This is a genomic window from Streptomyces sp. Ag109_O5-1 (genome assembly GCF_003814875.1).
GTDB lineage: Bacteria > Actinomycetota > Actinomycetes > Streptomycetales > Streptomycetaceae > Streptomyces > Streptomyces sasae.
On sequence record NZ_RKQF01000001.1, the window covers coordinates 4,758,288 to 4,772,611 of the forward strand.

Genomic DNA, 14,324 nt, shown 5'->3' on the forward strand with positions numbered 1-14,324 from the left:
CATTGGACGGATGACGGCGGGGTCCGTACGTTCGAAGTATGTCTCCCGCCAGTACCGGGGCGTCCACCATCGTGGGCGCCGCAACGACCGTCCCCGCCCCCGACTCCCGGCTGACCCCGGGCGGCCCCGGCTACCGCCGGATGAGCTTCGCCCTCTTCCTCGCCGGTGTCGCGACCTTCGCCCTCCTCTACTCCACGCAGGCCCTGCTGCCGCTGATCTCCAACGGCTTCGGGGTGAGCGCGAGCGACGCGAGCTGGACAGTGGCGGCGGCGACGGGCGGCCTGGCGCTGTTCGTCCTCCCCATGAGCGCCCTCTCCGAGCGCTTCGGGCGGCGTACCGTCATGACGGCCTCGCTGGCGGTGGCGGTGACCGTCGGACTGCTGGTCCCCTTCGCGCCCTCGCTGGGCGTGCTGGTGGTACTGCGGGGCGTCCAGGGTGCGGCGCTGGCCGGACTGCCGGCCTCGGCGACGGCGTATCTGGCGGAGGAGGTCCGCCCGAAGGCGCTGGTCACGGCGATCGGTCTGTTCGTCGCGGGCAACAGCGTCGGCGGGATGAGCGGCCGGGTCATCACCGGCTGGGTCGCGCAGGAGTGGGGCTGGCGCATCGCCGTCGGCGTCGTGGGCGCGATCGCCGTCGGCTGCGCCATCGCCTTCCGGCTGCTCCTCCCGGCCCCGCAGCACTTCAAGGCGGGCTCGCTGCACCCGCGCCGGCTGCTCGGCACGGTCCGCGACCACCTCGCGAACCCGCTGCTGCGCCGCCTGTACGCGATCGGCGCACTGTTCATGACCGTCTTCGGCGGCGTCTACACGGTGATCGGCTACCGCCTGACCGAGGAGCCCTTCTCGCTCCCCCAGGGCATCATCGGCTCGATCTTCCTGGTGTACCTGGTCGGCACGGTGTCGGCGTCGACGGCAGGCCGGCTTGTGGGCCGGCTGGGCCGCCGAGGCGCCCTCTACCTGGGCGGCGGTACGACGGCCGCCGGTCTCCTCCTCTCCCTGGCCGACTCGCTCCCGCTGGTCCTGCTGGGCCTGGTCCTGATCACCGCGGGCTTCTTCGCGGGCCACGCAGTGGCCTCCTCGGCGGTCAGCAAGACGGCGACCCACGGCCGGGCCCAGGCCTCGGCCCTCTACCAGTCCGCGTACTACATCGGCTCCAGCGCGGGCAGCACGGTCGGCGCGATGGCCTTCCACGCGAGCGGCTGGTCGGGCACGGTCGGCGTCGGCCTCCTGGCGATCCTGGGCGTCGTGACGATCACGGTCCTCGGCTCCCTGGCCGCGCGCCGCGCACCGGTCGCCGCCTGAGACCTGGGACCTGGGACCTCAAGAGACGTTCCGTGCGGGTGCGCGCCGGGTACGGCGACGACGTGGCCGTGTAGCGGCTGCCGGCACGGCTGAGCGGTGCCGAGGAGGCGGGCGTGGCCGTCAACCCGGCGTATCTGCTGGACGCGCTGAACTCCTTCGAGGGGCCCGCGCTCCGGGTGGAGCTGCTGAGGTCGGGGCAGCGGGCGTTGCTGTCCTGCGGCAGTTCGCACCGGCATCTGCGCATGTCGGTGAAGCAACTGGTCTGAGCTGGGCTTTTCCGCACTTCAGGGGCCATTGTCAGTGGGCTGCGGTAGCTTCCGAGGTGCTGGGGCGCAACGGCGCGCGAACAGGAACGGCCACAGGGGTGGGTGGACGGACGATGAGTGACAGCACGGCGACGGTGAACCTCGACGTCGCTCTGGAGAAACACCGGACCGAGCTGACCGGGTACTGCTACCGCATGCTCGGTTCGTCCTTCGAGGCCGAGGACGCCGTGCAGGACACGCTGGTGCGGGCCTGGCGGAGCTACGACAAGTTCGAGGGCCGCGCCAGCCTGCGGTCGTGGCTGTACCGGATCGCGACGAACGTGTGCCTCGACATGCTGAGCGCCGGCAACAAGCGGGCCCGCCCGATGGACCTCTCCGAGTCGACGCCGCTGGCCCAGGCGGCGCTCTCCCCCCGGCCCGACAACACCTGGCTGGAGCCGGTGCCGGACGCGCGCGTGCTGCCGACCGTGGACGACCCGGCGGAGGCGGCCGTGGCCAAGGAATCCATCCGGCTCGCCTTCATGGCGGCCCTGCAACAACTGCCGCCGAAGCAGCGGGCGGTGCTGATCCTGCGCGAGGTGCTGGCCTGGAAGGCGAGCGAGGTCGCCGAGCTGCTCGGGACCTCGGTCGCGTCGGTCAACAGCGCGTTGCAGCGGGCCCGGGCCACGCTGGCGGAGCAGCAGCAGTCGGGGGCGGCCGCCGAGGTCTCCGATCCGCTGGACGAGGAGCAGCAAAAGCTCCTGGAGCGCTATGTCGCGGCCTTCGAGGGCTACGACATGGCCGCGCTCACGGCGCTGCTCCACGAGGACGCCGTCATGACGATGCCGCCGTTCGACCTGTGGCTCACCGGCCACGACGACATCACCGGCTTCATGACCACCATCGGCTCCGCCTGCGAGGGCTCCCGGCTCTTCCCGGTCCAGGTCAACGGCCTGCCCGGGTTCGCCCAGTACAAGCCCGACCCGGACACCGGCGGCTGGAGCCCCTGGTCCGTCCAGATCCTGGAGATCTCAGACGGCCGGCTCACCGGGTTCCACTTCTTCCTCGACACCAAGCGCTGGTTCCCGCTCTTCGGCCTCCCCCTCCACCTGGAAGCGAAGACCGACGAGACGGAGAAGGGAGCGTAGGGCCGGGTCGGGGTCCCGCAGCCGTATCCGCCCGCCGGCCCGGCGGGCCGCCAGCTCCAGCCGGGCCAGCAGATCGACGACGGCGAGCCCGGGCGGCCCCACACCGCCCACATCGCAGACGACGACCCCGGCCCCGGTGACATCGAGTAGCTCACGCACCGCGTCGCACAGCCCCGGCACCTCGTCCCTGGCGACGGGGCCGGACAGCACGAGTACGGCGGGGGTCACGGCATCCACGAACCGGTAGACCGGCGGCGGTCTGACAACTCATCGGTAGGGCAGCGGGCTCCCGCTGGGTCACGTAGATCACAAGGGTCATAACGTTGACCTGCGACTGACCGGACCCGAGGGTTAGGTGCATGCCCCACGGATCACCTCACGGATCAGCACCGCCCCGGACGACCCGCGGGCTCCTTCCCCGCAAGGGGGTGCCGTGCAGGGGGTGTTGAGCGGCTTCGCGGTGATCGCGATCGTCATCGCCGTCGGCTACCTGCTCGGCCGCGGCGGCCACCTCGGCACCAACGGCCGTGAGGTCCTCACCAAGCTCGCCTTCCACGTCGCCTCCCCCGCCCTTCTCTTCACCACCCTCGCCAAGGCCGACCTGGCGGTGATCTTCTCCAGCCGCCTCCTGGTGACGGCCTTGTCCACGGCAGCGGCGGCGGGCGCGTTCGTGGCGGTGGGTGTCGGGCGCCACTGGGGCGTGGGCCGTACGACGATCGGCGCGCTGTGCTCCAGCTACGTCAACTCGGGCAACCTCGGCATCCCGATCGCGGTGTACGTCCTGGGCGACGCGTCCCTGGTGGCACCGGTGTTGCTCTTCCAGGTCGTCGTCCTCACCCCGGTCGCCCTGACGATCCTGGACCTGTCGGGCGCGGGCGAGAAGGGTCCGTGGTGGCGCCGGCTGCTGACCCCGCTCCGCAACCCGATAGCCGTCGGCTCACTGTCCGGCGTCGCGGTCTCGGGGCTCGGCATCCATGTCCCCGGCCCGGTGACGGACCCGCTCACCCTCATCGGCAACATGTCCGTGCCGGCCGTCCTGCTCGCCTTCGGCATCTCCCTGCGCGGCAGCACGCTCCCCGGCCGGGGCCGCGAGCGCCACCCGGTGTTCCTGTCCGTCGCCCTGAAGTCGGTGGGCCAGCCCCTGGTCGCCTGGGCCCTGGCGTCGGCCGTCTTCGACCTGCACGGGGCGCCCCTGCTCGACGTGACGGTGACATCGGCGCTACCGGCCGCGCAGAACCTGTACACGTACGCCAGCACCTACCGGGTGGGCGAGGAACTGGCCCGGGACTCGATCCTGCTGTCGACGGTGCTGTCGGTACCGGTGCTGGTGTTGGTCGCGGCGCTGCTGGGGTGACACCCCTGCAGCGCCGCATCCGAGCTGGTCAGGCGATGCGTTCCAGCACGACGGGCGACGCCGTGAACTCCGTGCCGGCCGCCGCGATGTCGTACGAACCCTCGACCGACTGGAGCGCGTACTCGAAGCGCTCCGGGGTGTCCGTGTGGAGGGTGAGGAGGGGCTGGCCCGCGGTCACCGTGTCGCCGGGCTTGGCGTGCAGTTCGACGCCCGCGCCCGCCTGCACCGGGTCCTCCTTGCGGGCGCGGCCGGCGCCCAGGCGCCAGGCGGCGACGCCGATGTCGTAGGCGTCGAGGCGGGTCAGCACGCCGGACGACGGCGCCTTGATCACGTGCTGTTCCCTGGCCACCGGGAGCACCGCGTCCGGGTCGCCGCCCTGGGCCGCGATCATCCGGCGCCAGACGTCCATCGCCGAACCGTCGGCCAGCGCCTTCGCCGGGTCCGCGTCCTTCACACCGGCCGCGTCGAGCATCTCGCGGGCCAGGGCGATGGTCAGCTCGACGACGTCCGCCGGGCCGCCGCCCGCGAGGACCTCGACCGACTCGCGGACCTCCAGGGCGTTGCCCGCCGTGAGACCGAGGGGGGTGGACATGTCCGTGAGCAGCGCGACCGCCTTCACGCCGTGGTCGGTGCCGAGGCCCACCATGGTCGAGGCCAGTTCGCGGGCGTCCTCGATGGTCTTCATGAAGGCGCCGGTGCCGACCTTCACGTCCAGGACCAGGGAGCCGGTGCCCTCGGCGATCTTCTTCGACATGATCGAGGAGGCGATCAGCGGGATCGCCTCGACCGTGCCGGTGACGTCGCGGAGCGCGTAGAGCTTCTTGTCGGCGGGGGCCAGGCCGTCGCCCGCCGCGCAGATCACCGCGCCGGTCGTGTCGAGGACGTTCAGCATCTCCTCGTTGGAGAGCAGGGCGCGCCAGCCGGGGATCGACTCCAGCTTGTCGAGGGTGCCGCCGGTGTGGCCGAGGCCGCGGCCGGAGAGCTGGGGGACGGCCGCGCCGCAGGCCGCCACCAGGGGCGCGAGCGGCAGCGTGATCTTGTCGCCGACGCCGCCCGTGGAGTGCTTGTCGGCCGTCGGACGGGACAGCGACGAGAAGTCCATTCGCTCGCCGGACGCGATCATCGCGGCCGTCCAGCGGGCGATCTCGCGGCGGTCCATGCCGTTGAGGAGGATGGCCATCGCGAGCGACGACATCTGCTCGTCGGCGACCTCGCCGCGCGTGTACGCGTCGATGACCCAGTCGATCTGCTCGTCGCTGAGCTCACCGCGGTCCCGCTTGGTGCGGATGACGGAGATGGCGTCCATGGCCATGACGTTCCCTTCGAAGCATTGCGAAACGCGCGGCCCCTCCGGGCGACGGGCGGGGAGGGGCCGTACGGGATTACCTGGATTACATGGTGAGATGGGCCGGGCCGAAGGCCTGGGGCAGCATCTCGGAGAGGGGCAGGACGCCCTCCGGGGTGTCCAGGAGGAGGTCGGGGCCGCCGAACTCGTAGAGGAGCTGGCGGCAGCGGCCGCACGGGACGAGGAGTCCGCCGGTGCCGTCCACACAGGTGAAGTGCGTGAGGCGGCCGCCGCCCGTGCGCTGCAGCTGGGAGACGAGTCCGCACTCGGCGCACAGGCCCAGGCCGTAGGACGCGTTCTCCACGTTGCAGCCGGTGACCGTGCGGCCGTCGTCGACCAGGGCCGCGACCCCGACCGGGAAGCCGGAGTAGGGGGCGTAGGCGTGGGACATGGCCTCGCGCGCCTCGGCCCGCAGGGGCTCCCAGTCGAAGTCCGCGGCCGCGGCCGTCACTTGCCCTGTCCCTTCCGGTACGGCAGACCGTCCGCCTTCGGCATCCGCAGGGACTGCGCGGACAGCGAGAGCACCAGGAGGGTGACGATGTACGGGGTCGCGGTCACGAGCTGGCGCGGGACCTCGTTGGTGGTGGCGTACCAGATGAACATCAGGACCGAGACGACGATCGTGATGACGGCCGGGACGTACTTCTTGCGCCAGGCCAGGTAGACGGCGCCGAACACCAGGAGGATCGCGATCAGCAGGATCAGCGCGTGGACGTTCACCGTGCCGCCGCGCAGGTTGAGGCTGTCGGTGTAGCCGAACAGGCCGGCGCCGAGGGCGAGGCCGCCCGGCATCCAGTTGCCGAAGATCATCGCGGCGAGACCGATGTAGCCGCGGCCGGCCGTCTGGCCGTCGAGGTACACGTTGGAGGCGACGATGGACAGGAAGGCGCCGCCGAGGCCCGCGAAGCCGCCGCTGATGAGCACGGCGATGTACTTGTACTTGTAGACGTTGACGCCGAGGGACTCGGCCGCGACCGGGTTCTCGCCGCAGGAGCGCAGGCGGAGGCCGAAGGCCGTGCGCCACAGGACCCACCAGGTGACCGGGACGAGGGCGACCGCGAGGACCGTCAGCGGGGAGAGGTCGGTCAGCAGACCGCCGACCAGGCCCGCGATGTCGGAGACCAGGAACCAGTGCTTCTCGTTGAGCGTGTTCAGCCAGTCGGAGAGGCCGGGGACGCTGAACGTGCCGGGCGAGTTGATCGGCGGGGACTGCTTGGAGGAGCCGCCCTGCGCGTTCTCGAAGGTGAACTTGGAGAGGTAGCGGGTGGCGCCCAGGGCGAGGATGTTCAGGGCCACACCGGAGACGATGTGGTTGACGTTGAAGGTGACGGTGGCGATGGCGTGCAGCAGGGCGCCGAGCGCACCGCCGATGATGCCGAAGGCGACGCCGGCCCACGGGCCCCACTGGTAGCCGGCCCAGGCGCCGAACCAGGTGCCGAGGATCATCATGCCTTCGAGGCCGATGTTGACGACGCCCGCGCGCTCGGCCCACAGACCGCCGAGACCGGCGAGGCCGATCGGGACGGCGAGGCGCAGCGCGGTGGACATCTGGCCGGTCGAGGTGATGCCGTCGGCGCCGGTGATGAGGCGGACGGCCGAGGTCAGGACCAGTACGCCGGCGATGACCAGCAGCAGGACCGGGAGCGACATTCGGCGGCCGCCCTTGCGGGGCTGCTTCGCCTGCGGCTTGGCGACGGTCGCGGTGGACATCAGGCCGCCACCTCCTTCTTGGTGTTCTGGGCGGCGGCCGCGGCGAGTTCCGCGCCGACCTGGCGCTGCTGGCGGCGCAGGCCCCACTGGCGTACGGCTTCGTAGGAGATGACGACGGAGAAGACGATCAGGCCCTGCATGATCGTGGCGATCTCCTTCTCGTACGCCACCGGGGTGGCGTAGTCGAGGGCGGGCGAGGCCTTGTCGAGGAAGGACCACAGAAGGGCGGCGAAGGCGATGCCGCCGGGGTTGTTGCGGCCGAGCAGGGCGATGCCGATGGCGGTGAAGCCGAGGCCGGCCGGGAAGTCGAGGCTGTAGGTGTGGGAGTCGCCGAGCAGCAGCGGGAGGCCCGCGAGACCGGAGACTGCGCCGGAGATCAGCATGGAGACCAGGACCATGCGCTTGGCGTCGACGCCGGAGGCGGCCGCCGCGGACTCGGAGGCGCCGGTGGCACGCAGGTCGAAGCCGAAGCGGGTGCGGTTGAGGACCACCCAGTAGCCGATACCCAGGGCGATGGCGACGAAGACCATGCCGTAGATGTCGCCGACGTCGGAGCCCAGGTTGATGCCGGGGAACCAGCCGGACTTCTTCATCACGCCGGTCGTCATGTTGTTGCCGACCTGGACGCCCCACACGTTCGCGAGGGTGACATAGCCGATGACGCTGGTGGCGATGGCGTTCAGCATGATCGTGGAGACGACCTCGCTGACCCCTCGGGTGACCTTGAGGACGCCCGCGATACCGGCCCAGAAGGCGCCGGTGAACATGGCGACCAGGAGCAGCACCGGGATCTGGAGGAAGGCGGGCAGGCCGATGTTGGCGCCGACCACGGCCGTCATCACGGCGGCGAGGCGGTACTGGCCGTCGACGCCGATGTTGAAGAGGTTCATGCGGAAGCCGAGGGCGACCGCGATGGCCGCGATGTAGTACATCGCCGCCTGGTTGATGATCAGGACCTGGACGTCCGAGTACGGCAACTGCTGGAGCATCAGCACGTACGGCTCGAACGGGTTGCGGTTCGAGGCCAGCAGCACGATCGAGGTGAGTGCGATCGCCAGGACGAGCGCGATGACCGGGCCGGCCACCGCCAGGAGCACCCGCTCCTTGTTGAACTTCTTCATCGGTCCTGGTCCTCCCCGGACACACCGTCGGAATCGTGATGCTCCAGGTGGCCGGTGGCGGCACCTGTCATGGCCGAGCCCAGTTCCTCGGGCGTGATGGTGGCCGGGTCGGCGTCGGCGACCAGCTTTCCGTCGTAGATCACCCGCAGGGTGTCGGAGAGGCCGATCAGCTCGTCGAGGTCGGCGGAGATCAGCAGCACGGCCAGGCCCTCGCGGCGGGCGTCCCGGATGCGGTCCCAGATCTGCGCCTGGGCGCCGACGTCCACACCGCGGGTGGGGTGGGCGGCGATCAGGAACTTCGGGCTGTGGCTCATCTCGCGGCCGACGATCAGCTTCTGCTGGTTGCCGCCGGAGAGGGAGGCGGCGGTGACGTCGATGCCGGGGGTGCGGACGTCGTACTCCTCGACGATCCGGCGGGTGTCGTCCTGGGCGCCCTTGATGTCCAGCCAGAAGCCCTTGGCGTTGGGCTTCTCGGTGACATGGCCGAGGATGCGGTTCTCCCAGAGCGGGGACTCCAGGAGCAGGCCCTGGCGGTGGCGGTCCTCGGGGATGTAGCCGACGCCGGACTCGCGGCGCTTGCGGGTGGCCCAGCCGGTGATGTCCTCGCCGAGGAACTCGATCGAGCCGGAGTCGGCGTTGCGGGTGCCGATGAGCGCGTCGATCAGCTCGGTCTGGCCGTTGCCCTCGACACCGGCGATGCCCATGACCTCACCGGCGTGGATGGTGAAGGTGACGTCGTCGAGGACGCGCTTGGCGGCGCCGGGGGTGGTGGCCTCGGTGAGGACGTCGGCGCCCGGTGCGGCGCCGGCCGAGCCGGCGGTCGCGGTCTCGGGCTGGGCGCCGAGCTCGCCGAGGGAGGCGATGCCGCCGCTGGCGTAGACGGTGAGGTTCTTCACCGTGACGACGGGCTGGTCGGTGACCGTGGACTCGGCGGTCTCCGGGGTGGGCAGCTCGCTGCCCACCATCAGCTCGGCGAGCTGGCGCGGGGTGGTCTGGGACGGGATCGCCGTGCCCACCGTCGTACCGCGGCGGATGACGGTGATGTCGTCGGCGACGGACAGCACCTCGCCGAGCTTGTGGGAGATGAAGATGACCGACAGGCCCTCGGACTTCAGCTCGCGCAGGTTGTCGAAGAGCGCGTCGACCTCCTGCGGGACGAGGACGGCGGTGGGCTCGTCGAGGATCAGGATCCGGGCGCCGCGGTAGAGGACCTTGAGGATCTCCACGCGCTGCCGGTCGGCGACACCGAGGTCCTCGACCAGGAGGTCCGGGTGGATGCCGAGGCCGTAGCGGTCGGAGATCTCCTTGATCTTCTTGCGGGCGTTGCCGCCGATGCCGTACAGCTTCTCGCTGCCCAGCACGACGTTCTCGAGCACGGTCAGGTTGTCGGCCAGCATGAAGTGCTGGTGGACCATGCCGATGCCGCGCGCGATGGCGTCGGCCGGGGACGAGAAGGCGGCCTGCTCGCCGTCGACCGCGATGGTGCCCTCGTCCGGCTTCTGCATGCCGTAGAGGATCTTCATCAGGGTCGACTTGCCGGCACCGTTCTCCCCGACGAGGGCGTGGACGGTGCCCTTGCGGACGGACAGGTGGATGTCGTGGTTGGCTACGACACCCGGGAATCGCTTGGTGATCCCCGCCAGCTCGACCGCGGCTGTCGTCTCTGCGGTGAGCGGAGGGCTGCTGGACGCGTCGATGGCGCACTCTCCTAGGGAAAGGGGCCGCTCTACGCGCGTAGCGCCCCTGCTTTAAATAGTGCCCGGACCTGACCGAGTTTTTACGACTCTCGATCCGTTCCGAGCATTCTGCCGCGCGAACGAGGTGTGTCCCCGCCGTAGACCGTCTGGACGGTACTGGTTCTACGGCAGGGGCGCGGGAAGGTCATCCTTCCCGCACCCCGTTCCGTGGCCGTAACGCTGCCATTACAGCGTTCTTTTGACCATGGGCCGAGCGGCCCGATGACGCCGGATCAAGAAGTCTTGACCGTGATGGAGCCGTCCTTGATGCCGGCCTCGGCCTTCTTGAGCGCGGCCTGCAGGGTGGCGTTGTTCTTGAAGACCGGGTTGGAGTCGGCCAGGCCGACGCCGCCGTTGTTCAGGGAGCCGCGGACCTCGCCGGACAGCGGCTTCTTGTCCTTGATGACCGACTTGGCGAGGTCGTAGACCGCGCCCTCGACGTTCTTGAGGGCCGAGGTCAGGATGTAGTTCTTGTACTTCGACAGCGCGGCCTGGTTGTACTGGTCGGAGTCGACGCCGATCGCCCACACCTTGTGCGCGGCGGCGGCCTTGATGACGCCCTGGCCGGAGAGGCCGGCGGCGGCGTAGACCACGTCGGCACCGGCGCCGATCTGGCCCTCGGCGGCGGCCTCGCCCTTGTCGGGGCTGGAGAAGCCGCCCTCCTGGGCGGTCTGGGTCAGGTACTGGGCCTTGACCTTGACGTTCTTCTTGGTGGCCTTGACGCCCTGCTCGAAGCCCGCCTCGAACTTGTGGATCAGCGGGACGTCCACGCCGCCGATGAAGCCGACGGTGTTCGACTTGGTGGTCAGCGCGGCGGTGACGCCGGCCAGGTACGAGGACTGCTCCTCGTGGAAGACCATGTCGGCGATGTTGCTCGCCTGGTCCTCGTTGTCGTCGATGATGCCGAAGCTGATCTTCGGGAACTTCGCGGCGGCTTCCTTGACGGCGGGCGCGTAGGCGAAGCCGACGCCTATGACGGGGTTGTAGCCGGCGCGGGCCAGGGTCTCCAGCCGCTGCACCTTGTCGGCGTCCGTCTCGTTGTCCTGCGGCTCGATGTCCCGGCCGGTGACGCCGAAGTCCTTCTCGGCCTTCTGGAAGCCGGCGTAGGCGGCGTCGTTGAAGGACTGGTCGCCCTTGCCGCCGACGTCGTACGCGAGACCGACACCCTTGGACGCGCCGCCCTTGCCGGCGGACGAGCTGGACGAGCTGGACGAACTGCCGCACGCTGAAACGGTGACGGCGAGGGCTGCGGTTGCAACGCCTGCAACCGCGATACGGGACACCCGGCGCATGGAACTTGACTCCTTCGTGCAAGCGCCCAAACCAGGCGCTGGTTCCGCGGCAGCGTAACGCGCGTAGACCAGACGGAAAACCCCCAATGTCCGGTCCGTTATCTAGCTGTGGCCACAGTCACGGCCGAGGTGACGGACAGCAGTGCGCCCCTTGCGGGAGGCAAGGGGCGCACGAACTGCAACGGGGCACGGCGGCCGCACGTCCGGCCGTCCGCATACGGCCCGGTGATCACCCGGCCGTATATATATGTCCCATTACTTGGTGTTGACGGTGACCTTGCCGTCGATGATGTCCTGCTTCGCCTTGTCGACGGCGGCGACGACCTTGGTCAGGGCCTTGTACTTCGGGTTGGTGTCGGCGAAGCCGACACCGCCGGTCTTGAGGGTGCCCTCGATGACACCGCTCTCCGGCTTGCCCTGGTAGACGGACTTAACGAGGTCGTACACCGCGCCGCCGACGTTCTTCAGGGCGGAGCCCAGGATGTAGTCCTTGTACTTGGCGAGAGCGCTCTGGCCGTACTGGTCGGAGTCGACACCGATCGCCCAGATCTTGGCGGTGGCAGCGGCCTGGATCACACCCTGCCCGGAGAGACCGGCCGCGTGGTAGATCACATCCGCACCCGCGTCGATCTGGCCCTGCGCCGCGGCCTTGCCCTTGTCCGGGCTGGAGAAGCCGCCCTCCGCAGGCGTCTGGGTCAGATACTGCGACGAGATCTTGATCTTGGGGTTGACCGATTTGGCACCCTGGTCGAAGCCCGCCTCGAAGGTGTGGATCAGCGGGATGTCCACGCCGCCGATGAAGCCGATGTGGTCCTTCTTGGTCGCGGAGGCCGCGGCCACACCCGCGAGGTACGACGACTGCTCCGCCGCGAAGACCATGTCGACGACGTTCTTGGCCGTCACTTCGTTGTCGTCGATGATGCCAAAGGTGATCTTGGGGTACTTGGCCGCGATCTCCTTGACCGCCGGCGCGTACACGAAGCCGACACCGATGATCGGGTTGTAGCCGGCCTTGGCCAGCTGGTCGAGCCGCTGCACCTTGTCGGCGTCGGTCTCGTTGTCGGCGGGCTCGACGTCCCGGCCGCCGATGCCGAAGTCCTTCTCGGCCTTCTGGAAGCCGGCGTAGGCGGCGTCGTTGAAGGACTGGTCGCCCTTGCCGCCGATGTCGTAGGCGAGGCCGATGCCCTTGCCGTTGTACTTGCCGGACGAGCTGGTGCCGGAGGCACCGGTGTCCTGGCTGGACTTACCGCACCCAGCGGCCGCGAGGGCGATGACGGCGACGGTCACCGCAGTTTGGGAGAACCTCGTCCTCCGAGAGACAGAACGCACAGCACGTACCCCTTCGTCCCCACGGCACCGTCACCGGCCCGCTTCCCCAACCGGCCACCTGCGGTGGCGATTTCGGCGCACAGTAACGCGCGTAGAAGCGGAGGGGAACGGGGTTTCTCCGGGCCGTTATCGAACCGTGCCGACTCCGGGTTACAAGCGGAGATCGCCGGTTACAGCGGGGTGACACAAGGGGGCGAATGGGTGCTGATCAGGCACCCATTCGCCCCTGCGTCAAGCTGACCGTTTCTCCAGCCGTTCGAACCGTTTCTCCAGTCGTCCGATACGACTCCCGCCGATGCGACTACCTGGTCGCGTCGATCAGGGCGGCGGCCGTGAACAGCTCCACGCCCACGGTGATCGCCCGCTCGTCGGCGTCGAAGTCACCCTGGTGCAGGTCACGCACCGTCCGCTCGCCCGGCGTCCGCACCCCGAGCCGCGCCAGCGCGCCCGGCACCTGCTCCAGGTACCAGGAGAAGTCCTCGCCGCCGAGGCTCTGCTCGGTCCCCTCGATGGAGTCGGTCCCGCGCCGGGCGGCCATCGCGTCCCGCAGCAGTTCGGTGATCACCGGGTCGTTGACGACCGGCGGCACCCCGCGCACGTAGTTGATCTCGGACTTGGCCCGGTGCAGGGTCGCGACCTCGTCGATCGCTGCGTGCACCACGTCCGGCGCCTGCCGCCAGGCCTCCAGGTCCAGGCAGCGCACGGTCCCGGACAGCTCGGCGTGCTGCGGGATCACGTTCGGCGCGTGTCCGGACTCGATCCGTCCCCAGGTCACGGCGAGTCCGCTACGGCTGTCCACGCGCCGCCCGATGATCGCGGGCACGTCGACGGCGACCCGGGCGGCGGCGGTGACCAGGTCGGTGGTCAGATGCGGCCGGGCGGTGTGCCCGCCGGGCCCGTCCAGGGCCACCTCGATACGGTCGCAGGCGCTGGTGATGGCCCCGGTCCGCAGCCCGATCCTCCCCACGTCCACCCTGGGGTCGCAGTGCACGGCGATGATCCGCCCCACCCCGTCCAGCACCCCGCAGTCGATGGCCTCGGTGGCACCGCCGGGCAGCACCTCCTCGGCGGGCTGGAACAGCAGCCGCACCGGACGGGGCAGCAGCCCCCGCTCGTGCAGCTCGGCGAGTACGAGCCCGGCGCCCAGCACGACTGTCGTATGCACGTCATGTCCACAGGCGTGGGCCCGGTCCGGCACGGTCGACCGGTAGGCGCACTCGGTCTTCATGTCCGGGATGGGCAGCCCGTCGATGTCGGCCCGCAGGGCGAGCATCGGCAGCCCGTCCCCCACCGGCCCGATGTCACAGATGAGTCCGGTCCCCATCGCGAGGACACGCGGCCGGAGCCCGGCCTTCTCCAGCCGTTCCTTGATCGCGGCCGTCGTGCGGAACTCCTGGTTGCCTAGCTCGGGGTGCATATGCAAGTCGCGGCGGAAGGCCACGAGTTCGGCGTGCAGCTCCTCGCTGAGCACGCCGGGGAGCACATCCCCGGGGAGGTCGGCCTCGGACTCTAGGGACATCAATTGGTTCACCCTCTGAAGGGTAGGACGCCCGGACGGTCAACTGACCCGAGATCAACAAAAGTTCAACCCGTTAGGTGAAGAAAATCTGACCGCGGAGGTATGACCTGGGGCGTGGCTGGGTAACACTTATGTTTCCTCTTCCACGCATACCACGCCTCTCGACGATCGCGCCGGTCCTGTCCATCCACCGGAACAGGACCGGGCCGGAACCAGGCCGGAAC

13 protein-coding genes are annotated in these 14,324 nt (G+C 69.8%); 4 read left to right on the forward strand and 9 right to left on the reverse strand.

The genetic code is table 11. From position 1 onward, the window contains the following. Positions 1 to 38 precede the first annotated feature (38 nt). The 3 genes from EDD90_RS21620 (at position 39) to EDD90_RS21630 (ending at position 2,694) form a co-directional block, all read left to right on the forward strand. Entirely contained in the window at positions 39 to 1,301 is a 1,263-nt protein-coding gene (locus EDD90_RS21620; protein ID WP_123974604.1) for an MFS transporter, read from the forward strand. A gap of 113 nt (positions 1,302 to 1,414) precedes the next feature. Further along, positions 1,415 to 1,567 carry a hypothetical protein gene (locus tag EDD90_RS59050; RefSeq protein ID WP_398925003.1) on the forward strand — a complete coding sequence of 51 codons (153 nt, stop codon included), beginning with the start codon at positions 1,415 to 1,417 and terminating at the stop codon, positions 1,565 to 1,567. A 113-nt stretch (positions 1,568 to 1,680) separates the two neighbouring features. Beyond that, complete coding sequence (locus EDD90_RS21630) at positions 1,681 to 2,694, forward strand: sigma-70 family RNA polymerase sigma factor (RefSeq protein ID WP_123974605.1); 1,014 nt, start codon at positions 1,681 to 1,683, stop codon at positions 2,692 to 2,694. Here the strand turns inward: EDD90_RS21630 and EDD90_RS21635 are convergent. After that, positions 2,578 to 2,931, reverse strand: coding sequence for an STAS domain-containing protein (locus EDD90_RS21635; RefSeq protein ID WP_123974606.1), 354 nt, complete (start codon positions 2,929 to 2,931; stop codon positions 2,578 to 2,580). The genes EDD90_RS21630 and EDD90_RS21635 overlap by 117 nt on opposite strands. Positions 2,932 to 3,127: 196 nt before the next feature. On the opposite strand from EDD90_RS21635, the gene EDD90_RS21640 reads away from it, so the two are divergent. Then, the gene (locus EDD90_RS21640; protein ID WP_123974607.1) at positions 3,128 to 4,048 is read left to right on the forward strand and encodes an AEC family transporter; all 921 of its coding nucleotides are present in this window, start codon (positions 3,128 to 3,130) and stop codon (positions 4,046 to 4,048) included. Positions 4,049 to 4,076: 28 nt separating this feature from the next. Here the strand turns inward: EDD90_RS21640 and EDD90_RS21645 are convergent, their stop codons facing one another. The 8 genes from EDD90_RS21645 to EDD90_RS21680 form a co-directional block, all read right to left on the reverse strand. Further along, a complete protein-coding gene (locus tag EDD90_RS21645) occupies positions 4,077 to 5,360 on the reverse strand; it encodes a thymidine phosphorylase (protein ID WP_123974608.1) in 1,284 nt (427 codons plus the stop codon). A gap of 79 nt (positions 5,361 to 5,439) precedes the next feature. Further along, the gene (locus tag EDD90_RS21650) at positions 5,440 to 5,844 is read right to left on the reverse strand and encodes a cytidine deaminase (protein WP_123974609.1); all 405 of its coding nucleotides are present in this window, start codon (positions 5,842 to 5,844) and stop codon (positions 5,440 to 5,442) included. Further along, entirely contained in the window at positions 5,841 to 7,103 is a 1,263-nt protein-coding gene (locus tag EDD90_RS21655) for an ABC transporter permease (protein WP_123974610.1), read from the reverse strand. Before EDD90_RS21655 ends, EDD90_RS21650 begins: the two co-directional genes overlap by 4 nt. Further along, positions 7,103 to 8,224, reverse strand: a complete 1,122-nt coding sequence (locus EDD90_RS21660) for an ABC transporter permease (protein WP_123974611.1) — start codon at positions 8,222 to 8,224, stop codon at positions 7,103 to 7,105. The genes EDD90_RS21655 and EDD90_RS21660 overlap by 1 nt, the downstream gene beginning before the upstream one ends. Further along, on the reverse strand, positions 8,221 to 9,921 hold the full coding sequence (locus EDD90_RS21665; protein WP_123974612.1) for an ABC transporter ATP-binding protein: 1,701 nt from the start codon (positions 9,919 to 9,921) through the stop codon (positions 8,221 to 8,223). The genes EDD90_RS21660 and EDD90_RS21665 overlap by 4 nt, the downstream gene beginning before the upstream one ends. A 272-nt stretch (positions 9,922 to 10,193) precedes the next feature. Next, positions 10,194 to 11,252, reverse strand: coding sequence for a BMP family protein (locus tag EDD90_RS21670; RefSeq protein WP_123974613.1), 1,059 nt, complete (start codon positions 11,250 to 11,252; stop codon positions 10,194 to 10,196). A gap of 255 nt (positions 11,253 to 11,507) precedes the next feature. Next, entirely contained in the window at positions 11,508 to 12,539 is a 1,032-nt protein-coding gene (locus EDD90_RS21675) for a BMP family protein (RefSeq protein ID WP_123974614.1), read from the reverse strand. A 343-nt stretch (positions 12,540 to 12,882) separates the two neighbouring features. After that, positions 12,883 to 14,100 carry a M20 family metallopeptidase gene (locus EDD90_RS21680; protein WP_123974615.1) on the reverse strand — a complete coding sequence of 406 codons (1,218 nt, stop codon included), beginning with the start codon at positions 14,098 to 14,100 and terminating at the stop codon, positions 12,883 to 12,885. Positions 14,101 to 14,324 lie beyond the last annotated feature (224 nt).